Source organism: Chitinophaga sp. (assembly GCF_035564935.1).
In the GTDB taxonomy this organism is placed as follows: Bacteria; Bacteroidota; Bacteroidia; order Chitinophagales; family Chitinophagaceae; genus Chitinophaga.
On record NZ_DATMTE010000702.1, the window covers coordinates 1 to 21,302 of the forward strand.

17 protein-coding genes are annotated in these 21,302 nt (G+C 48.8%); 6 read left to right on the forward strand and 11 right to left on the reverse strand.

Annotated features, from left to right (window positions below; genetic code table 11):
• From uxaC to VN105_RS18120, 7 genes are all read right to left on the reverse strand, one after another.
• A partial coding sequence (uxaC, locus tag VN105_RS18090) for a glucuronate isomerase (RefSeq protein ID WP_325642934.1) occupies positions 1-1,393 on the reverse strand: 1,393 nt, incomplete at its 3' end.
• A gap of 17 nt (positions 1,394-1,410) precedes the next feature.
• Positions 1,411-3,066: an altronate dehydratase family protein gene (locus VN105_RS18095; RefSeq protein WP_325642935.1), complete on the reverse strand. Its 1,656-nt coding sequence runs from the start codon at positions 3,064-3,066 to the stop codon at positions 1,411-1,413.
• Positions 3,067-3,083: 17 nt separating this feature from the next.
• Positions 3,084-4,547, reverse strand: coding sequence for a tagaturonate reductase (locus VN105_RS18100; protein ID WP_325642936.1), 1,464 nt, complete (start codon positions 4,545-4,547; stop codon positions 3,084-3,086).
• A 7-nt stretch (positions 4,548-4,554) separates the two neighbouring features.
• Positions 4,555-5,727, reverse strand: a complete 1,173-nt coding sequence (locus VN105_RS18105) for a glycoside hydrolase family 88/105 protein (RefSeq protein WP_325642937.1) — start codon at positions 5,725-5,727, stop codon at positions 4,555-4,557.
• Positions 5,717-7,948, reverse strand: a complete 2,232-nt coding sequence (locus tag VN105_RS18110) for a glycosyl hydrolase family 28 protein (protein WP_325642938.1) — start codon at positions 7,946-7,948, stop codon at positions 5,717-5,719. Before VN105_RS18110 ends, VN105_RS18105 begins: the two co-directional genes overlap by 11 nt.
• Complete coding sequence (locus tag VN105_RS18115; protein ID WP_325642939.1) at positions 7,948-9,588, reverse strand: RagB/SusD family nutrient uptake outer membrane protein; 1,641 nt, start codon at positions 9,586-9,588, stop codon at positions 7,948-7,950. Before VN105_RS18115 ends, VN105_RS18110 begins: the two co-directional genes overlap by 1 nt.
• 18 nt (positions 9,589-9,606) lie before the next feature.
• On the reverse strand, positions 9,607-12,564 hold the full coding sequence (locus VN105_RS18120; protein ID WP_325642940.1) for a TonB-dependent receptor: 2,958 nt from the start codon (positions 12,562-12,564) through the stop codon (positions 9,607-9,609).
• Positions 12,565-12,782: 218 nt separating this feature from the next.
• On the opposite strand from VN105_RS18120, the gene VN105_RS18125 reads away from it, so the two are divergent.
• Entirely contained in the window at positions 12,783-13,820 is a 1,038-nt protein-coding gene (locus tag VN105_RS18125) for a LacI family DNA-binding transcriptional regulator (protein WP_325642941.1), read from the forward strand.
• Between the two features lie 6 nt (positions 13,821-13,826).
• Here the strand turns inward: VN105_RS18125 and VN105_RS18130 are convergent, their stop codons facing one another.
• Positions 13,827-15,440: a glycoside hydrolase 43 family protein gene (locus tag VN105_RS18130; protein WP_325642942.1), complete on the reverse strand. Its 1,614-nt coding sequence runs from the start codon at positions 15,438-15,440 to the stop codon at positions 13,827-13,829.
• 615 nt (positions 15,441-16,055) lie between these two features.
• Here VN105_RS18130 and VN105_RS18135 point away from each other — a divergent pair.
• Positions 16,056-16,517: a GNAT family N-acetyltransferase gene (locus VN105_RS18135; RefSeq protein ID WP_325642943.1), complete on the forward strand. Its 462-nt coding sequence runs from the start codon at positions 16,056-16,058 to the stop codon at positions 16,515-16,517.
• Between the two features lie 65 nt (positions 16,518-16,582).
• Positions 16,583-17,056: a hypothetical protein gene (locus VN105_RS18140; RefSeq protein WP_325642944.1), complete on the forward strand. Its 474-nt coding sequence runs from the start codon at positions 16,583-16,585 to the stop codon at positions 17,054-17,056.
• A gap of 51 nt (positions 17,057-17,107) precedes the next feature.
• Here the strand turns inward: VN105_RS18140 and VN105_RS18145 are convergent, their stop codons facing one another.
• Positions 17,108-17,713, reverse strand: coding sequence for a TetR/AcrR family transcriptional regulator (locus VN105_RS18145; RefSeq protein ID WP_325642945.1), 606 nt, complete (start codon positions 17,711-17,713; stop codon positions 17,108-17,110).
• 102 nt (positions 17,714-17,815) lie between these two features.
• On the opposite strand from VN105_RS18145, the gene VN105_RS18150 reads away from it, so the two are divergent.
• Entirely contained in the window at positions 17,816-18,457 is a 642-nt protein-coding gene (locus VN105_RS18150) for a hypothetical protein (protein ID WP_325642946.1), read from the forward strand.
• Here the strand turns inward: VN105_RS18150 and VN105_RS18155 are convergent.
• A complete protein-coding gene (locus VN105_RS18155; protein WP_325642947.1) occupies positions 18,446-18,811 on the reverse strand; it encodes a helix-turn-helix domain-containing protein in 366 nt (121 codons plus the stop codon). The genes VN105_RS18150 and VN105_RS18155 overlap by 12 nt on opposite strands.
• A 97-nt stretch (positions 18,812-18,908) precedes the next feature.
• On the opposite strand from VN105_RS18155, the gene VN105_RS18160 reads away from it, so the two are divergent.
• Positions 18,909-19,577 (forward strand): NAD(P)H-dependent oxidoreductase, encoded by a 669-nt coding sequence (locus tag VN105_RS18160; RefSeq protein ID WP_325642948.1) that lies wholly within the window; start codon positions 18,909-18,911, stop codon positions 19,575-19,577.
• Positions 19,578-19,720: 143 nt separating this feature from the next.
• Positions 19,721-20,809: a mechanosensitive ion channel family protein gene (locus tag VN105_RS18165; RefSeq protein WP_325642949.1), complete on the forward strand. Its 1,089-nt coding sequence runs from the start codon at positions 19,721-19,723 to the stop codon at positions 20,807-20,809.
• Here the strand turns inward: VN105_RS18165 and VN105_RS18170 are convergent.
• Positions 20,801-21,302: GNAT family N-acetyltransferase (locus VN105_RS18170; RefSeq protein WP_325642950.1), on the reverse strand; the 502-nt coding region annotated here is incomplete at its 5' end. The two genes, VN105_RS18165 and VN105_RS18170, sit on opposite strands and share 9 nt — an antisense overlap.

Genomic DNA, 21,302 nt, shown 5'->3' on the forward strand with positions numbered 1-21,302 from the left:
AATATGATTTGGCGTTACCATAACAGATATCCTGTACCATCTTACCAACAGCGTCCATATCATCCGGTATCTCACCCCGCTCGATCTCTTCCCCAAAAAGATCGCAGAGCAGGCGCCTGAAGTATTCGTGGCGCGGATAGGAGAGAAAACTACGGGAATCTGTAAGCATGCCTACAAACCGGGAAATAAGTCCCATATTGGACAATGCGTTCATTTGCCGGGTCATGCCCTCTTTCTGATCCAGGAACCACCAGGCTGCGCCGAACTGAATTTTACCGGGCACGGACCCATCGTTGAAGTTACCGGTCATGGTGGCCATCAATTCATTATCTGCGGGGTTCAGGTTATAAATAATAGTTTTCGCCAGTTTATCCTGGCTGTCCAGTTTATCAAGGAACCTGGCAAGCGCGCGTGCCTGGGAAAAATCGCCAATGGAATCCCAGCCGGTATCGGGTCCCAGCTGCCGCATCATGCGTGAATTATTGTTCCGCAGGGCGCCAAGATGGTATTGTTGTACCCATCCTGCTTTCCAGTCCATAAGCGCCAGTTCATACAGGAGCGCCGATTTAAACTGCCTGATCCCGGTTTGGGTGAGCGGCTGTCCGCCGCGGATCTTCAAAAAGATCTGCCGGATATCTTTCTCCAGGAAATCGTCTGCATATATTTCCTCAATTCCGTGGTCGGATACTTTACAACCATGTGCGGCAAAAACATCATGCCGGTCTTTCAGCACCTGGAGCAGGTCATCGTACGTACGGATGTTAACGTTAGCCGTTTCCTCCAGTTTATGGAGATACTGGTTATATACTTCCGGTGAGTCCACATTCATAGCCTGATCCGGCCGGAACGCCGGTATCACTGGTATTTCGAAGCCATCCTGTTTTAACTGGCGGTGATATTGCAGGTTATCGGCCGGATCGTCGGTGGTGCATATAAGCGATACGTTCCTGCTGCGTAACAGGTTTTGCACGCTGTATGCCGGTGTTTGCAGCAGCTGGTTACAGGTATCATAGATCTGTTTTGCGGATGTGGGGTTCAGCACATCGGTAACACCAAAATAACGTTGCAGTTCCAGGTGCGTCCAATGATGCAGGGGATTGCGCAATGTATAGGGCACCGTAGCGGCCCATTTCTCAAACTTCTCCCAGTCGGTATTGTTACCGGTACAGTAACTTTCCGGTACGCCATTAGTACGCATAGCGCGCCATTTATAATGATCGCCGTACAGCCATGCCTGTGTGATATTTTCAAACATGGTATCCGCTGCAATCTGCGCGGGTGGCAGGTGACAATGATAATCGATGATGGGCATATCCTTTGCATAGTCGTGGTAGAGCCGTTCTGCCGCATCGCTATTCAGGAGGAAATTTTCATCCATGAATTTTTTTCTCATCAGAAAATTTTTAAGCATTACAATGACACCCCTCTTTTCCAGGGGATAAAATCATCCTGACCGTTAAGGACGGATTTTGCGGTAATGGCGCCACTGGCTACCTGTATAACGTATTCGAGTATACGTTCTCCCGCTGCTGTGATGGTTTCCTCACCGTCTATAATAGTACCGGTATTAATATCTATGATATCATGCATGCGCTGGTACAGCTTTGTGTTGCTCGACAGTTTGATCACCGGGGCGATGGGGTTACCTGTAGGTGTTCCAAGCCCGGTGGTAAACAGCACCACGTTGGCGCCGCTGCCTACTTCTGCAGTAGTGGATTCCACATCATTACCCGGCGTGCACAACAGGTTAAGCCCCGGTTGCTGTACTTTTTCGGGGTAGTCTAATACGGCGGCCACGGGTGAAGTACCTCCTTTCTTAGCTGCACCGGCAGATTTGATAGCATCGGTGATCAGCCCGTCTTTTATATTTCCGGGAGATGGATTCATATCAAATCCGGAGCCTGCCTCTTCGGCGCGCTGCTGGTAGGTACGCATCAGCCCGATGAACCTGGTGGCATCTTCTACGTTGCGGCAACGGTCGCTCATTTCCTGCTCTACGCCGCAGAGCTCAGGAAATTCAGCCAGGATCACGGAGCCACCCAGCGCCGTAAGCAGGTCGGAAGTATAACCGATGGCCGGGTTAGCGGAGATACCGGAGAACCCGTCTGAGCCGCCGCATTCCAGTCCTATACACAATTTGCTTAATGGCGCCGGCTGCCGGCTGCATTGATTGGCTGTCATCAGCCCTGCAAAAGTTTGCCTGATCGCATCAGCGATCAGCTGGCTTTCCGCGCCGATTTGCTGCTGATCCAGGATATAAAGCGGTTTTGCAAAACCGGGATCCCGTTTAGCGATTTCCTCCTTCAGCATGCTTATCTGCGCATTCTGACATCCCAGGCTCAGCACTGTGGCGCCCGCAACATTTGCATGGGTAATATATCCCGCCAGCAGGCCGCACAAAGTTTGCGCATCCTGCCGGATGCCGCCGCAACCGCCATCGTGAGTCAGGAACTTGATTCCATCCACATTTTCAAAGATGCGGTTTCCCTGCGCACCGGAAGTCTCTTCTGTGTATATGCTTTCAAGGATCTCTGCCGGGTTGGCGCCAGCCTGTTGCCTGGCTGCAAGAGAACGCGTAAAGGCCGCGTACTTGCCCGGGCGGCCATATCCCAGTTCGGGCAGCAATGCTTCCTTCAGCACTTCTACATTCCTGTTTTCACAAAATACCAAAGGTATTACCAGCCAATAGTTGGCGGTACCAACACTGCCGTCGGCACGGTGATAGCCCATAAAGGTCCGTTGCTTCCAGCGGGAAACATCGGGCGCATGCCAGGCTGTTTTCCGTTCCGCCGCCAACTCATAACCATCTGCCGCATGCCGCACGTTTTCTACCGCTATCCTGCTGCCGGCGCTGATCTGATGCTGTGCACGCCCCACCAGTACTCCGTACATGTAAATGGCATCCCCTTCCTTCATGGGGTTTACCGCAAACTTATGTTTTGCAGGAATCTTCTCCTGCATCGTGTATACGGCGCCGTTATACTCCACCGTTTCTTCCTTTTCCAGGTCCTGTAGTGCTACCAACACATTATCGTGCGGGTGCACCTTTAATACTTTCTGCTTCATTATCTGTCCTTAAAATTTTACGATACCGTTATTTCCGCTGCTACTTTTTCCAGGTAAACAGCCGTTCCCTGTTCCATCAATGCTTTCAGCATGGTGGTTACCAGCTGGGCAAAGCCGGGAATAGCTGTAAGATCCTGGCCCCAGATAGCCTGGTTACTGAAAGCGGTGTTTATTAATACTTCCGGTGAATGCAACTTCCATTGCGCTGCATACCAGCCGGCATGTTCGTCTGTAATTGTGTAACCATCGCCACCGCGCATGAATAAAGCATGTGCGGCGAAGCCCAGCGCCATCAATGCCGGCACATGGCCGGTACGCTGCTGGTACTGCAACAACACCGGCAGTACCCGCATTTTCAGTTTAGCCGTGTACTGGGCGCAAATACTCAGCCACCGGTGCTCAATGGCAGGGTTGCGAAAACGATCGAGTACAGCGCCCGCAAAACGGACAGCCGCATCGTTACGTATATGTATATCCGTTATAGCCGGGATAATTTCGTGCATCATCAGTCCTTCCATATAAGCAGCCATGGCTTCATCGTTCATGGCGGCTTTCACCGTTTCATGACCAGCCAGGAAGGCCAGTCCGCAACTAAGGGTATGCGTACCATTGAGCAACCGGAGCTTCAGCTCACGGAATACATTAATGTCGGGCGACAATACCACACCGGCATCCGTTTCACTAAAGGATAATATTTTCTTTACCTGTTCACTGCTGGTTTCAATGGCCCATAAGCGATATACCTCCGTCATGATCAGCAGCCCATCTTCATAACCGGGCGCCAGGTCGGCAGCACCGGGCACAATACAATCTACCAGCGAATTACAGCAGTAATTATGATGCGTAAACCAGTCTGTGAAACCTTCTTCCAGCTGGTTAAAACTGCTCAACTGCAACAGGATCTCCCGGAGCCTGCTTCCATTATCGGGTATCAGCTCCGTGGGAACAATCACCATTCCTTTGGTAGTATCTCCCTTAAAGTGGTGGTAGCGACGATACAGGAATGCCAGCAGTTTGCCGGGAAAAGACAAAGGCGGATTTGCATGAATGCTTTCTTCCGCATACACAATACCCACTTCGGTGGTATTGGATATTACCACCTGCATATGCGGATTTTCGGCACAGGCGAGGATCTCCTCCCACTGGGAACCGGCGGTAAGCACCCGGCTGATGGCTGCATTAATAATATTTTCCGAAACGGGTTTCCCTCCATCAATTCCCCTGATACATTGCGTATAAAGGTTATCCTGTTCATCGAAAGCAGTGGTGCTGCCCTTATCTGTTGATTTTACCACTACTACCCTGCCATTGAATACGCCCTGCTTATTGGCTTTGTCTATGAAAAAACAGGGCAGTCCTCTCAGCAATACCCCTGTGCCGAACTGCAGTACTTTTTCCGGAAGGGCAAAATAATCTTCACCGGGTAGCTGCCATTCCTCCTTTTCGTGCAGCTGTTGCAGTAACTCTTTTGAAAGTTTCATATCCACATTATTTAGTCATTATTTCCATTTCATTGGCAGCTAACAGGTACGCCCCTACGCCTTTTGCATCGTTATCAATTACCTTTTCACTGAGATAGTAAGCATAGCTCCCATCGCGGTATGGATCGCCACCCAATCCTGCCACGCTTACAGTTCCTCCCAGGGTAAGATCGCCTTCAGGATTTTTACGGATAAACTGTTTAAGAATCCCGTCGTAACCTTTCTTTGCTACCGGGCCGTAAGTTTTTGGCAGATAGCCAAGACGCATACCTTTCGCCAACGCATATACGAACATGCAGGAAGCGGAGGCTTCCACATAATTTCCTTTGCTCGTGGCTTTGTCGAGCACCTGGTACCAGCAGCCGGTTTTGGCATCCTGGAACTTTTTTATTGCTACTGCGGTACGGTTTAAAATAGCGATGAGGCTATCGCGGCCGGGGTCTGCAGCCGGGTAGTATTCCAGTGCATCTACCAGCGCCATGGCATACCAGCCCATGGCACGGCCCCAGAAGTGCGGCGACTGTCCCGTGGTTTTATTAGCCCATCGCTGTTCCTTTGATTCATCCCAGGCATGATACAACAACCCCGTGCGCGGATCACGCGCATGTGTTTCCATCAGTACAAACTGCCGGGTGATGTCGCGGAACGCGCTGTCCTCCCCGAAAAGCGCGGCATACTCCGCGTAAAATGGTTCTCCCATATAAAGCCCGTCGAGCCACATCTGGTAAGGATATCGTTTCTTGTGCCAGAAACCGCCGTCGTTCGTGCGGGGCTGCTGCCGCAGCTGTTCACGGAGCAGGTCAGCAGCCAGCTTGTACTTATTATCTTTGGTGGCCTTATAAAGCGTTAATATGACACGACCATTTTTAATATTATCGATGTTATAATCTTTCAGCTGGTACGTACGGATGTTGCCGTTAGCATCTATAAAATGATCCATGCTCCGTTGTATGTATTGGAAGTACCGCTGATCGCCTGTTCTTTTCCATAAGCCGGTAAAACCTTCCAGCACTACGCCCTGGTCGTACGACCATCGTACAGGTCTGCCGGGTTGTATCTCCAGCGAATCGCTCCATATACGCATTACGGTGGCCGCCATTCCGGCGGCGCCGGTTTGTGCCTGTGTCAATGAAACGGATAACAGCAATGCGGCGGATAATAATGATGTTTTAAAACGCATGGTCTTCTGTTGATTGGGTTTTAGTATCGCGGTAACGACAGCTGTTGAATGTAATATGCCTGGTATTGCGGGTTTGCACCGGCTGCTGGCCGGAAGATGTAAGCAGGTATACGTTACTGAAATGTATATCTTCTGCTTCCAGGCATTGAATGCCTTCGCTGGCCTTTATAAACAGGTTATCCAGGTGGATATTATGCACAGGCTTTTCTGGCAGGCCACGTATGAACACGGCTTTTCTTGCACCGCTGCATACAATGTTATTCATATAAAAGTTGCGGAACACGGGGGTGGCTTCCGTTACCGGCAATGTTTCCACACGGGGAGCAGTTCGCTTCTCCCCGGCCAGTGGCACCGGGTCTTTTGCAGCATAATACATATCAAACAGGATGGCTTCACCGGGAATATCCTTCATATTGATGTTAGCGGCATAAATGTTTTCCACCACACCACCACGGCCGCGGGCGGTTTTAAAACGCAACCCGATATCGGTACCAAGAAATGAACAGTCGGACACATAAATGTTACGGGCGCCGCCAGACATTTCGCTGCCTATCACAAAACCGCCATGGGCGTGGTATACAGTACAGTGCTGCACAATCACATCTTCGGTAGGCTTGCCCCGTTTGCGTCCCTGCTCATCCCTGCCGGATTTGATGCAAATACCATCGTCGCCTACATCAAAGGTGCAATCTATGATCTGCGCCTGCCGGCACGATTCCAGGTCCACGCCATCACCATTCTGCGCATACCATGGATTTTTGGCATAAATACCACGCAGGGTAATGTTTTCACAAAGCAGCGGGTGCAGGCACCACGCGGGTGAATTTTGGAAGGTAACCCCTTCCAGTAATACATTTTTACAGGAGCTAATGCTCACCATATTGGGTCTTAAAAAATCCTTGATATCAGCATAGTCTTCCACTTTGCTACCGGGCTTAATAACACCTGGCAGGCTGGTGTTGGCGCCGCGGTAAGATGACTTCGTAGGATACCAGTTAGCGCCATCGGGGCCTACCAGGCCGCCGGATGCCACCAGCTTCTCCCATTGCGTTTCAGTAAGCTTTGCCTTTTTAACGATTCGCCACGCATCACCGCCGCCGTCCAGGATACCACTACCGGTAACGGCTATATTTTCCTGGTTGATGGCGGAAACAGGCGCCTGGCAACGTACGGCTTCCAACCCTTCATAGGTAGTGCTGATCAGCGGATATTGGTCGAAGTCGGTCGTAAACTCCAATACGGCGTTCTTTTCCAGGTGAAGGTTCACATTGCTCTTCAGTACAATAGGGCCGGTGAGCCACATGCCCGGAGGCACCAGTACCACGCCGCCACCCTTACTGTTACAGGCGCTGATAGCGTCGTTAATGGCCTTGCTGTTTAATGTGATACCATCGGCTTTTGCACCAAAAGAGGTAATTACAAAAGTATCTTTCCTGAAATGCGGCTCATAGATCTGCGGCAACTCGTAGCTGTATTTGCCTTCAAACGGCGTTTGCTGCAGGTAATCTGCCAGCGGCAGTTTTTTCTCTTTTATTTCACGCGCTACGAGCGCGGCTATAGAAGCAGCGCCATAAGCGGAAAAATGCGTATTGTCTGTAATACCCTGTGGCAGGGAGTTGTAATGCCCCGGTGGCGTAGTACGGAATAACTTCTGTGAAGCCGCTTCTCCTTCTTTACTCAGCAGCGCCGAACTGCTTTGCTGCAAATCGATCAACGGCGCCTGCATAGCCTTTGCTACAGCTCTTACCACCCCGGGATAAGCGCCATGGGTATCTTCTAAAACCCCATTGGTAAACTTCCTGCGTGCCACCGGCGTAATAAGTACCGGGTGAGCACCTTTAGCACGGGCCTCTTTTACAAAACGTTCCAGGTTAGTTTTGTAAGCCCCTTCCGGCGCGGCGTAGCGGGTGGAATCACTGATCTTCGAATCGTTATGACCAAACTGGATCATCACCCAGTCACCCGGCTTCAGCTGCGCCAATACACTATCCCAGCGATGTTCATCGATAAAACTTTTAGTGCTTCTTCCGTTTACCGCATAGTTTTTAATAAGGATATCCTTTTCAAAGAATTGCGGGAACAATTGTCCCCAGCCCCGTTCGGGGTTATCTTCCAACGGTTTGTTAGCCATAGTGGAATCACCGATCAGGAATATAGTGGGTTTGGGACCGGCTGGCGCCAGTCCCAATAATGATAATAAAAGTATCTGAAGTAGCTTCATTAGTTATATTTATCGTTCTGCTTAAATTCATCTTTATTTGTTACAGCGTCGATCTGGTCCTGCGGAATAGGCCGCAGCGTGTGGTACGACTGAAAATATGTGTTGGCATCCGGGTTATGTAACGCAATGCGTTCTCCCAGTTTGCCGGTACGTTTCAGATCAAACCAGCGAAGCTGTTCACCTGCCAGTTCCCTCGCCCGCTCATCGAGAATAAAATCAAGATTGATATCAGTGGCTTTAACCACCATCTCTGCTTCATGCCCTGTAATAGCCGCCCGTTTACGGATCACGTTGATATATTCCGCAGCTTTGGAGGAATTGCCCAGCTTAAACTGCGCTTCCCCTGCAATGAGATACATTTCAGCAAGCCTGATAATAAATGCGTCCCTGGCACTTTGTTCTTCGTTCATAGATGCCCGTGTGGGATCATCAAATTTATCGAGCGACACATAACGGGTACGGTCCTTTCCTCCCCCATTTTCTGTATACACGGCGTTCCGGTCATAAATCCGGTATTTAGTGGAAGCAGGTAGTACATATTTGCTGCAGTAGATAGCCGTATCGCCCAACTTCATACCGGCCGGCGCTGTTTTAAGATTATTGCAATACCATACCTGTTTGAAAGATCCTTCATAGCGTGCATCTGCATTTTCATTAAAGAGATTTAACAGGAACAGCGTAGGCATATACCTGTTAAACGGCCGCTGGTTAAGAATATCCCGCTGCATACCCGGCAAATCATCGTACTTCATGGCAAACAGCATATGCGCGTTGTTAGCGCCGCGGGAGTGACCATTAGGGAACAATGTAGCATCCGTCCGGTCATCAAACACGAGGTTCTTCATATAATTCACCGCCCAGATCACTTCTTTATTCTGCAGGTTATCCATACGCCAGAGATCTGCGTATTTTGGCTGCAGCGTATAGCCATAACTGTTAATTACCTTATCTGCCAGGTCGGCGGCCTGCTGGTTCATGCCACGGGTGAGGTACATTCTTGCCAGGAAAGCTTCGGCAGCCGGTTTGGTAACACGTCCATAGTCGGATGTGGTAGCCGGCAGGTTATTCACGGCCTCGCCCAGGTCGCGGAAGATCTGCGCATAAAAAGTATCTACCGGTGTGCGGTTAGCAGTAGTAATCACCCCCGAGGTTTCAGTGAGTGTGAAGTGAACCGGGCCCCAGGTTTCTACGATATGCCAGTAATAAAAAGCACGAAGGAAATGTAGTTCTGCGGCGCGTATTTTCTTACGGTCTTCCGGCAGCCCGGCATTGTCTATCCGGTTAATCCCTGCATTACACAGGTTGATAGCCGCATACAGTTGCTTCCATAAACCGCTCATCACGGAATTGCTGGCCTGCAGGTTGTTGTAGTTGGTCATATCCGGGTATTTATCACCGGTACCGCTGGTCCATATATCGGTGCCCATTTCGGAAATGCTGTATCCTTCTTCTTTCCCATACCACCAACGGTTATAGGTATACGCGGCATTCACCAGCGTTTCAAAGCCTTCGGGGGTGGAATAAACGGCATCCGTGGTAGTACCGCCGGGGTTATATTCTTCCAGTTGTTTATTACAGCCGGCAAAACTTCCCGCTGCGATGCACAATATGATGAGATATTTATTTATACTGGGTGTCATTGTTACGCTTTTTAAAGATTAGAACTCAACATTTATTCCTGCTACATACATCCTGGTGAGCGGGTTGCTCAAATCGCCCCCTCTTTCCGGGTCGTAGTCTTTTACTTTGCTGAAAGTAAAAAGGTTCTTACCGGTTACGTATAAACGAAGACTGCTCAGGTGCAGCGACTTCAGTGCCTCAGCGGAAAACGTATAGCCGAGGGAGAGGTTACGGATCTTCACAAAAGAGCCGTCTTTATATCCCAGCGTTTTGATGAAAGGCGTACCGTCTTTAGAAAGACTGGCATTAGGTCTTGGATAATCGTTGGATGCGTTTTCCGGTGTCCAGTAGTTAACCGGCGCGCTGTTCTCCAATCCCTGCGGATCATATTTCGCAGCGTATTCGGAATTGATCCATTGGCCAATGCGGGCAAATACGTATATGTTGAGATCAAAATTCTTATACCGCAGGTCGTTGTTGAAACCACCGCTCCACTTAGGCACCTGGGCGCCCAGTATTATGCGGTCGGATGTATTGATAGTGCCTTTACCGTCCTGGTCTTTCACTTTGATATCACCTGGTTTATAACCATACTTTGCAGCTTCATCCGCTTCTGATGTTTGCCAGATGCCTGTTTTCTCGTAGTCATAATATACTTTAACAGGAGAACCGATAAACCACCCGTTAGCCACATCATTGGTATTGCCGTCTGCCAGCGCTACAATTTCTTCCTTGTTGCGGGAGTATACGATGTTGGAAGTCCACCGGAAATCACCTGTTGAAATATTCGTGGTATTGATGCCTATTTCAATACCCCTGTTACGGGTTTTACCAATGTTCTGCACCACTGTGCTTACGCCGGAAGAAGTTGGCAGCGTACGTTGCAGCAGCAGGTCTTTTGTTTGGGTATCATAATAATCGATGCTACCGGAGATCCTGTTGGCAACGATACCGAAATCGAGTCCTATATTTTTTGTGGCAGACAACTCCCATTTAAGTCCTTTGTTACCCGCCTGATTGCCGATAGCATAGGCAGTAGCGGCATTGGTATCATCCCAGGAGAAAGGTATTTTGGTAAGGTAGCTCATGGTAGAATAAGGATCTACTGCATCATTACCGGCCACACCGTAGCTTACTCTCAGTTTCAGGTCGCTGAAAAAGGTTTGCGACTTCATAAAGGCTTCGTCGCTGATACGCCAGGCTGCTGCTGCGGAAGGGAAGAAAGCCCATTTGTTACCCGGCGACAGTTTGGAAGATCCGTCGGATCTGCCGGTGAGTGACAACAGGTATTTTCCTTTGTAGGCATAATTCAATCTGCCTGTAAAGGAAATCAGTTTGCTGGACTGGTACATACTTCTTATAGCAATGCCGCTTACATTATTTTGCATAGCATAATACAGCTGTGATGGCAATAGTTGTCCTTCTCCCTGCATCAGTGAGGAATCGCGCTGGTCGGACAATACGCTGGCTACACCGGTAACGCCAAAGGAATGATCACCGATTGTTTTTGTATAGGTAGCCACGTTTTCCCAGCTGAGGAAACGGCGGGTGCTGCCATTCGACTGCGACCTTGAGGTAGAAGAGGTAGAGCGGTCGATAGAATTTTTCGATGCGAACACCCCTTGTTTCGCATTTTCCAGTGTTACACCAAAGTTAGAGCGGAACAGGAAGCCGCTGAAAGGAGTCAGTTCCAGGTAAGCATTGAGAAAAGTGCGGGTAGTGCGGGTGTTATTCTGGTAAGCGTTTGGCTGTTCATCCGCCAGGGGGTTGATAGCCGATCCACTGTTAGGGAATAACACCAGGTTGCCGTCTGCATCATAAGGCACGGCCAGGGGAATATACTTATTTGCCTGGTTGAGCGGGTCGCGGCGCGCACTTTGATCATAGTAGGTAATCTGGCTTTGCGCCCCTATCTTGATAGCATCGTTAATGGTTTGATCAATATTCAAACGCGTGGAATAGCGTTTGAGATCATCCAGTTTCAACAGTCCCTTTTCATTGAAGTAATCAAAGGAAAAATAAACTTTTGTTTTCTCTGATCCTCCGGAGATGCCTGCCTGGTAGTCTTGCTGTAAGCCGTTATGTAGCAGTAGATCTGCATAGTCTGCCCAGAGATTGTTCTTTATTTCGTCCAGTTCAAATGCGTTGAATATTTTGGAATCATCTGCTTCACTGACCCACCTTCCCGTAGTACGGTTGGCTTCCCTTTTCAGGGCCGTATATTCCTGGCCGTTACTCATACGCGGGTAGCCGTTTACTTCTGAGGAACCAACATAGGAGCTCACATTCACCTTGGGCTTACCGGAAGAACCGCGCTTGGTGGTTACCATAATTACGCCGTTGGCGCCACGGGAGCCATAAATGGCAGTAGAAGACGCATCTTTCAGTACTTCCATCGACTGGATATCGTTAGGATTGATATCCTGTATATTTTCGTACTGCACACCATCAACAATATACAGTGGGCCGTTACTGGCCCTGATAGACCTGTTGCCTCTCACTGTTACATTCACTTTCGCGCCGGCGGCGCCGCTGCTGCGGGTAATATCCACACCAGGCAGCTTTCCCTGCACTGATTCCATCACGTTGGTAGACGGTACTTTTTTAAGTTCCTCTCCTTTCACCGATACTACCGCACCGGTAAGATCCCGTTTTTTCACGACGCCATAACCCACTACTACAATTTCATCCAGTTTCTTGTTGTTTGGTTCCATCTTTATTGTCATGTTGACATTATCCGCTACCAGTGTCACCGCTGTGTACCCTATGTAGCTGAATAATAGGTCCGTTTTCTTCCCTTCCGGTACCTGGAGGGTAAAGTTCCCATGTGCATCCGTTTGGGTGCCCGTGGTGGTGCCCTTCACCTGAACACTTACAAGCGGCAGGGGATCGCCGGAGGCGGCGTCTGTGACCTTCCCTTTTACGGTACGGGTCTGTGCTATTGCCCAGCTGCTGAAACCCAGCAGCAATAAGCAAATGAGATAAATTCTTTTCATAACGTTTGGCGTGAATTTTAAAATGGCAAATAAAGGAAATGGCAATAATCAGCGTGGTGATTAATTGGTTGAAACAGGAGCGCTTTCTTCCGTGTTGTGCTGTTACAAGTCTACAGAACAATTTGCTAATGGTGAAGTTTATTTACGCAAACGTTCCCGGAAAAATCGTTACTTTCACCACTGATTAGAATGCCGGAAAACATAGTCCGGAAGACGTTATGAAGTATAGAGCAGCAACCATCAAAGATATCGCACAGGCGCTTGGCTTGTCTACCTCCACTGTGTCCCGCGCATTGCGCGACAGCCATGAAATCAGTGCAGCTACAAAGCAGCTGGTACTGGAACATGCAGCGCTACTGAACTACCATCCCAACCCGATTGCATTGAGTTTAAAGGAAAAGAAAAGCCGGTCTATTGGCGTGATCGTATCCGAAATTGCCAACAGTTTTTTTTCACAAACAATCAATGGCATCGAATCGGTTGCTAACGAGAAAGGATATACGGTAATTATTTCCCAAAGCCATGAATCATTTGAGAAGGAAGTGAGAACATTGCAATACCTGGCTTCGCGGTCGATAGACGGCTTGCTGATCTCTGTATCCAGCGCCACCAAAGACCTTACACATCTAAAGGCGCTGCATCAGTACGGATTTCCGATTGTATTTTTTGACAGGATCATAGAAGACATTGCCACGCATAAGGTAATGGTGGATAATTTCCAGGGAGCCTATAACGCTACCATGCACCTGCTTCAGCAGGGATACCGGCGCATTGCGTGCATTACCAATTCCGCGCACCTTTCCATTACCCGGGAGCGTGTAGCAGGATATGTGGCCGCACTGGAGAAACATGGCATCCAGCCCCAGCCGGCGCTGATCAAATATTGCTTTCACGGCGGCATGCTGCTTTCCGAAGTGACTGATGCCGTGAGCCAGCTACTTAAATTAAAGCAAAAACCGGATGCCATCTTTACCGCATCGGATAAACTGACCACCGGTTGTATGCGTGCGCTTAAAAAGGCCCGGGTGGCCATTCCGGACGAAATAGCGCTCACAGGATTTTCCAATTCAGACCTGATTGAATTACTGCATGCGCCTATCACGGTGGTACGGCAGCCCGCCTTTGAAATGGGACAGGTGGCCACCGAATTACTGTTGCAACTGATAGAGAGCAAACGACCGGTTAAAGAATTTGAAACAAGGGTATTGCATTCAGAGTTGCTTATACAACCCGTGTCCCAAAAGAAGAAAAAGTAACCGGCACTATTCCACCCGCCACCAGTCTACATCGGCCCAACCCGCATCATTTGTTTTTACATCCCGGCTACAGCATAATCCCATCTTCGCACCTATCCATCTGCCGGGAACGGCGGTAAACGGCTCTCCTGTGTCCGTGAAGGTTTTCCCGTCTGTGCTGTAGCTGAAACGGCAAATACCACCCGCGGTTACCTTTACCCGGAAAAATATATCCGTTGCCGTTATCTCCGTTACTTCCGCGGTGGTTTCGGCGTTGCCTTTATCGGCCTGCGTACACGTGAAATACGACAAATAAACCCCGTTTGCCTTTCTTGTCAGCGATAACCCGGCGTAGTTGGTACCCATTACCAGGAAGCTGATGCGATCGCCGGTTTGCCGGGGTTTGAAGCTGAGCTTTGTGGTAGCCTGGAATACCGGCGCCGGGAATTTCTGCAGGAGCACATTGGGCACCTCCCAGAGATTACGGGCGCTGTCTGGCGCCTGGGCGCCAAACAGGCGCAGGCTGCCTTTTGCAACGGAAGGGAATGCCCACCCGGCGGTGGGATTGGCCTGCCACTGCCATTGCAGTCCTAATGCAGAGGTATTAAACTCATCTGATTCCTGTGGCGTGGCAACCGGCTGAGGCGCCGCTCCATTGGGTTTACGGAAGGTTAATACCGGTTCCCCTTTCCCGTCGTTGTTATTATCCACCCCTATAACGGGCCAGTCGTTCACCCATTTCATTGGCTGGAGATGTATTACCCTTCCGTAGGCATCCAGGTCCTGGAAATGCAGGAACCAGTCCTCTCCTTTTTGCGTTTGTACCCAGGCGCCCTGGTGAGGACCATTCACAGGGGATTTCCCCTGGTCCATCACAATTTTGCTTTCGTACGGCCCGTATACCTGTTTAGCGCGCATAACCAGCTGCCAGCCGGTAGCAACGCCGCCTGCGGGTGCAAATATGTAATAATAGCCGTTATGTTTGTAAAATTTGGGGCCTTCCAGGGTGGGATGATCATCATGCCCGTCGAATACCATTACGCCTTCGTCGGTAGCTTTAGTGCCGCTGGCATCCAGTTTCTTTACCACGATGATGCTTTTAATACCGGCGCGGCTGCCGGCATATGCGTGCACCATATATACGTTCCCGTTATCATCCCATAAAGGGCAGGGATCAATCAGTCCTTTGCCTGCAACCACCAGCTGCGGTGCGCTCCATGGGCCGGTGACCTGTTTTGCTTTCACCACGTATATCCCGAAGTCAGGATCGGGATAATAGATATAAAATTCGTTGTTATGATAACGTATGGCAGGCGCCCAAACACCGTTGCCGTGCTGCGGCGCAGCAAAGTGATCATAAGGTGGCTGCCGCAACAGGGCATGCCCTATGATGCGCCAGTTTACAAGATCGCGTGAGTGCAGGATGGGCAGTCCCGGGATGGCATCGAAGCTGGACGCAATGAGGTAATAATCATCCCCAACACGGATGGCGTCAGGATCGGAATAGTCTGCATACAGCACCGGGTTTTTATAGGTGCCGTCGCCATTATCTGGCACCCATACTTTAGAAACCTCCCTGGCCGGTTGCGCAAAGGCGGCGGTAGCGGTGAACAGGGATAATACACAGGTAATTATCTTCATAAAAAACTAATTGTCGCTTATTCCCCGGCGATGCCGGTTTTTATTGTTTACAAGACACTTATAAGATCATTACGGTCATCTCCATAAACCAGTAGCATATACTGGCTTTTGCAGGCTTCACAGGCATACCCGCTCACCCTTACACAGTCCGGAACATCAGGAGAGAACAGAAAGGCAACGTCCCTACATCCCGCAGAGGCACTCCGGGTGTGTGGCAGATGCAGCACCGGTCCCTGGGATCGTTGTTGCAGGCATGTCAATGATGTAATTAAACATTCCGGTAGTAATAAATGATCATGGTGATGACCGCCAACGGTAAAGATGCCTGTTTCATAACATGACTGATATTGCGGCGGTCAAAATAGTAAATGACCTGCAAACGCAATGTATTATTTATGCAATCGTTCCCGGTGAAAGGGTTGCATGTTACATGCGAAAGGGTTGCGTATTACATGCGAAAGGGTTGCATGTTATATGTGAAAGGATTGCATGTTACACCTGGCATATTGCAGTTGTGCTGTGTTACCGGTTGCCCCTGTACTTTCAATAATGCCCCTGAACAGTTTACATGAAATATTAGCGGATATTTGCAGCAACCAGTTTATTTAGAAAACCATGCAAGCGATAATTATCCGTAAAGCCACCGGGGCTGATCTACCTGTATTACTGGACTTTGAGCAGGGCGTCATTGCCGCAGAGCGTCCGTTTGATCCCACATTAAAAGAAGGCGTTATACATTATTACAACATAGCAGCCATGATCACCGCTCCCCACATTGAACTGCTGGTAGCGGAAGCAGAAGGCCAGCTGATTGGTTCCGGCTATGCCCGTATAGACAATGCCAAACCATATTTGATATTTAACCAATATGCTTACCTGGGATTTATGTATGTAACGCCATCCTGGCGGGGCAAAGGTGTAAACAAGCTGATCATCAATGGTCTGAAAACCTGGGCGCAATCGCAGGGCATTGCAGAAATGCGCCTGGAGGTATACGCCACTAATGAGGCCGCTGTAAAAGCCTATGAAAAAGCAGGTTTTCAGCCATTATTGGTGGAGATGCGGCTTCCCATCTGAGTTTCAGCGAAACTATAGAAAAATGGCACAATTTTCGACAAGTGCGGGGTAAAGAATTTAGAACCATGAAACAGATACTCGTAGCCTTAGCAGCAGCAGTCGTTTTATTTTCGTGCAAAAGCAATGCTGATAATGCCGCCGCTATTGAAAGTGCAAAGAAAGCCACCATTGATTCCATGAATAATGTAAATGCTATCAAACAACAGGTGGTAGATTCCATGAATGCGTTAAAAAGCAACCGTTCTCACAGCCGTGAAAACCTTGCCGGTACCCAATATAACAATGAAGCCGCTCCGGCGGTAGCCAATACGGAAGCTCCGGCTCCGGCTCCGGCTCCTGCAAAGAAAAAGGGCTGGAAATCGTGGAGCCATACTGCTAAAGGCGCCGTAGTTGGCGCTGGTGCAGGTGCAGTAACCGGTGCCATCGTTAACAAAGACAGGGTAAAAGGCGCTGCCATTGGTACCCTGATCGGCGCCGGTGTAGGTGCAGGTACAGGCGCCATTGTAGACCATTCCAAAAAGAAACAATCCGCGCAATAGTAGCAGATAATGATGAAGAAACGGCGTATCCTCACACGGGTACGCCGTTTTTTATGTTGCAATCAGCTGCTTTCCCCTTTCTGTAAAATAGGGATAAAACAGATCCTCCAGGAGACGGGCATAATAATTAACCGCCTTCTTTCCCTTCAATCCTGTAGTAAGTTCGTTAGCAGAGATCCAGAAATCGCCGATGAGATAAATGCTCCTGATCAGGCTTTCCCATACATCTTCCGGTACATCTTTCCGTACAATGCCCTGCTCCCGGTAATTTTCAAATAACCGGAGAAGCTGCCTCCTGCGGATGCCGAACCGCTGGGCATAGATCTTTTTTATTTCAGGCATACGCCGGGTTATTACCACAAAATGAATGTAAATAAAGCGGTATTGATAGATATGCTGCAATATGGCTGTAATGGACTCCCGCAGGGTATTGAGCCCCGCATCCGGATCATTTACAAATACAGGCAGCTCATTCATGGCTGCAATATGCTGCGCGTATACGGTGTAAATGATGTCGTCTGCATTTTTAAAATAATACTGTATGTTACTGTGACTGATCCCCATTTCTTTGGCAATATGCCGGATAGTGATCACATCGATCCCCTGCTCATTGAACAATTCCAAAGCTGTGACCAGTATCTTTTCTTTTGTATTCATGAGATGCTTACCGCTTTAATATCTCACGAAAATAAAAAAATTAGTACAAATGTACAAACTAAAACATTCATTTTTGTACATTTGTACTAAAATAGAAAAGAGATGAAGATCAGGGAGATTATTTTAGGCACTCATCATATTACGGCTACCGCTACGTTTTATACCCGTTCACTGCAATTGCCGGTGATCAATGAAAGCAGCCGCCATATCAGTTTACAGGCAGGCAGTTCCATACTTACATTTGAAGAACAGGCAACCGCTACCGCGCCTGTATACCACATCGCCTTCAATATACCGCATAACCAGCTACCGGAAGCCATACAGTGGCTACAGACGTTTACTACACTGCTACCTGTAACAGGCAACAGTCATATCGCTGATTTCAGCAACTGGAATGCGCATGCCGTATACTTTTACGACAATAATGGCAACCTGCTGGAGCTCATTGCCCGTCATGACCTGGCGAATGAATCGGCACAACTTTACATAGATTGTATCAGCGAACTCGGCGTAGTAACAACAGATCCTACGGCTTATGCGGACCGGTTGATCAATGACCACGGATTACCTGTTTTTTCCAGGCAACCACGCCTGGAACAGTTTACCGCACTGGGAGATGATAATGGATTACTGATCATTGTGAAAGCAGGACGGAACTGGTTTCCTTCCACCGTTCCTGCACAATATTTCCCTGTTACCATTATGCTGGAAAATAACGGTAACGCTACTACGTTATCGTTGTAAACGGCCATCGCGGTGCTGATGCCCCCACTCATTCAGCTGATCCCATACAGGAATGAGCCGCGCAGCTATTTCCGTGAGTCGATACTCCACCCTGGGCGGCACTTCGGCATAAACAGTCCGGCTTACAAGTCCATCGGCTTCCAGCTCCTGCAGATGAAGGGTGAGCATACGGTCAGTGATATTAGGAATATGTTCTTTCAGCTCACTGAAGCGTAACGTTCTGTTCACCAGCTTGTAGAGGATAAACAATTTCCATCTGCCCGCCAGGATATCAATAGCATAGGCCACTCCGCACACGTCTGAGATCTGCTCGCGGTTCATACGGTTGGTAGACGTTTCCTTGCGCTTTGCCATTACTTACAATTTTGTGTGTTGCATACAATAGGCTACAAAAATACAAATGTAATATTCGTGAAATAATTTTGTCCGCAGTTATTAAAAAACATCTTTTATGAAGATACTGATAGTATATGCGCATCCGGAACCAAAGAGTATGAACGGCGCTATGTTTCAAACGGCCATTACCACATTGCAGCAAGCAGGTCATGAAGTGAAAACATCCGACCTGTATGCCATGCAGTTTAATCCCGTTTCAGGCAGGGCCAATTTCAACAGTGTATACGACGATGCTTTTTTCAAGCAACAACTGGAAGAACGGCACGCCTCCCGTGTGCACGGTTTTGCAGCCGACATTGCAGCCGAACAGGAAAAATTAGCCTGGTGCGATGTAATGATCTGGCAATTTCCCCTTTGGTGGTTCAGTGTTCCTGCCATTCTCAAAGGCTGGGTAGACCGCGTATTTGCCATGGGCACTTCGTATGGCGACGGGCACATTTATGAAACCGGCATTTACACCGGGAAAAAAGCAATGCTTTCCCTCACTATCGGCGGACCGGAAAGTGCGTACCTTCCCGGCGGTTTACACGGCGAACTGGACGTGCTCCTGAAACCCATTCACCGGGGTATATTTCAATTCACCGGCTTTTCTGTACTGGAACCGCAGGTGATCTACGGCCCGGTAAGGCTAACACCGGAAGAACGCGCAGCTGCCCTGGAGCAATGGGCATTAAGACTTACTCAAATTGCTGCAGAAGCTACTATTGAGGTAACGGCATATTAAAAGAAGCGATGAAAATACTTATAACAGATACCACCAACGCTAATGTACGGTTGCATGAATAAACGCTGACATGATTGTTCTTTCTAATGATAAATTAATGACAACAGGTACATAACGGCATCATGTTTGAGGCAAAGGCGCGCATGTGGAATCAACTAATAGAAAATGCGGACCACCTGCCTAATTTCCTATGGAACCTTATACTGGCGGGCATTGCAGTCATAACAGGATGGCTGATCAAATATTTATTGTCGATCTTCTTACGGCAGTCGGTACGAACACAGCAGGACTTTTCCCTGATACACACCATCCTTTTCCGGTTGGGAAAAGCATTCAATTATTTCCTGCCCCTGTTGCTGCTCAACATGGCTATCCCGTTGATGCGGGTACCTGCTAAGTATGTACCCAACCTCAGTAAGGTGGCGGAAATAGCGCTTACGCTTTCATTTGCAGCGCTATTGATCGGGGCCATCAAGGTGCTGGAAGATTATGTGTATCACACCTACGACCTGAAGAAAGCCAATAACCTGAAAGAGCGGAAAATACGTACCCAGCTGCAGTTTATCCGGAAGGTATCTATTACGGTGATCCTGGTGCTCACCGCCTGTGTGATCCTCCTTAGCTTCGACAGTATGCGTAAGCTGGGCGCGGGGCTTCTTACCGGTGTAGGCGTTGGCGGTATCATTATTGGTTTTGCTGCGCAAAAATCGCTCGGCAACCTGTTGGCGGGCTTCCAGCTGGCATTTACGCAACCTATCCGCATTGATGATGTGCTGGTGGTGGAAGGAGAATGGGGGCGTGTGGAAGAAATTACACTCACTTATGTGGTGCTGAGCATATGGGACCAGCGTAAATTAATTTTACCGATCAATTATTTTATTGAGAAACCTTTCCAGAACTGGACCCGTACCGGTTCTGAAATACTGGGTACCGCTTTCTTTTACCTGGATTATACCGTACCTGTAGACCAGGTGAGGGCTGAATTTGAAAGATTACTGGAAACATCACCATTGTGGGATAAGCGCGCAAAAGCCCTGCAGGTAACCAATACCAGCGAACGCACTATTGAAGTAAGGGCGCTGATGAGCTCTTCCAATTCAGGTAACGCGTTTGATCTCCGGTGCTATATCCGCGAAAACCTGGTAAAATTTATACGGGAGCATCATCCAAACAGCCTGCCTAAAACCCGTGCCTTTATCGAAAACGAGGGTGGGCAGCCATTATCAGCCTAACCACTTTTCCAGCACGATCAGGTGCCGGCATTGAATCCCGTTTTCATAAATGGGTTCGGGGTAATGTGTGGTAAAATAATTTTTCCGGATGGAGGTAATTTCAAATCCCTGCCGCTGGTACAGGTTGAGTTGTGCAATGCTGGAGTTGCCCGTGCCAATGCAAAGCCTTTTGAAACCGCCTGCCCTGGCGCGCTGCGCGGCATCCTGCAGCAGGATCTTTCCCAGGCCTTTTCCCTGGTGCGCCGGGTTTACGGCAATGTTTTTAATTTCCAGCATGTCATTGTCCTTCAAAAGTGCATAAACGGCAATTACCTGTTTCTTTTGTTCAAGCACGTATACATCACTGAAAGGAAGATAGGTGTTAATCATTGTTGCCGATGGATCGGCCAGTAGCAAAAGGTCATAGGGCATTTTCTCATTTGCGGCTAATTTCCGGATAGTTGTTTGTTCCTGGAGAGTGGTCATCACTGAATAATTTTGTCGCAATAATTGG

Bases quoted from the DNA above. Each gene is read 5' to 3' on its own strand.
- VN105_RS18095 (WP_325642935.1), bottom strand. From the start codon at position 3,066: ATGAAGCAGAAAGTATTAAAGGTGCACCCGCACGATAATGTGTTGGTA.
- VN105_RS18100 (WP_325642936.1), bottom strand. From the start codon at position 4,547: ATGAAACTTTCAAAAGAGTTACTGCAACAGCTGCACGAAAAGGAGGAA.
- VN105_RS18105 (WP_325642937.1), bottom strand. From the start codon at position 5,727: ATGCGTTTTAAAACATCATTATTATCCGCCGCATTGCTGTTATCCGTT.
- VN105_RS18110 (WP_325642938.1), bottom strand. From the start codon at position 7,948: ATGAAGCTACTTCAGATACTTTTATTATCATTATTGGGACTGGCGCCA.
- VN105_RS18115 (WP_325642939.1), bottom strand. From the start codon at position 9,588: ATGACACCCAGTATAAATAAATATCTCATCATATTGTGCATCGCAGCG.
- VN105_RS18120 (WP_325642940.1), bottom strand. From the start codon at position 12,564: ATGAAAAGAATTTATCTCATTTGCTTATTGCTGCTGGGTTTCAGCAGC.
- VN105_RS18125 (WP_325642941.1), top strand. From the start codon at position 12,783: ATGAAGTATAGAGCAGCAACCATCAAAGATATCGCACAGGCGCTTGGC.
- VN105_RS18130 (WP_325642942.1), bottom strand. From the start codon at position 15,440: ATGAAGATAATTACCTGTGTATTATCCCTGTTCACCGCTACCGCCGCC.
- VN105_RS18135 (WP_325642943.1), top strand. From the start codon at position 16,056: ATGCAAGCGATAATTATCCGTAAAGCCACCGGGGCTGATCTACCTGTA.
- VN105_RS18140 (WP_325642944.1), top strand. From the start codon at position 16,583: ATGAAACAGATACTCGTAGCCTTAGCAGCAGCAGTCGTTTTATTTTCG.
- VN105_RS18145 (WP_325642945.1), bottom strand. From the start codon at position 17,713: ATGAATACAAAAGAAAAGATACTGGTCACAGCTTTGGAATTGTTCAAT.
- VN105_RS18150 (WP_325642946.1), top strand. From the start codon at position 17,816: ATGAAGATCAGGGAGATTATTTTAGGCACTCATCATATTACGGCTACC.
- VN105_RS18155 (WP_325642947.1), bottom strand. From the start codon at position 18,811: ATGGCAAAGCGCAAGGAAACGTCTACCAACCGTATGAACCGCGAGCAG.
- VN105_RS18160 (WP_325642948.1), top strand. From the start codon at position 18,909: ATGAAGATACTGATAGTATATGCGCATCCGGAACCAAAGAGTATGAAC.
- VN105_RS18165 (WP_325642949.1), top strand. From the start codon at position 19,721: ATGTGGAATCAACTAATAGAAAATGCGGACCACCTGCCTAATTTCCTA.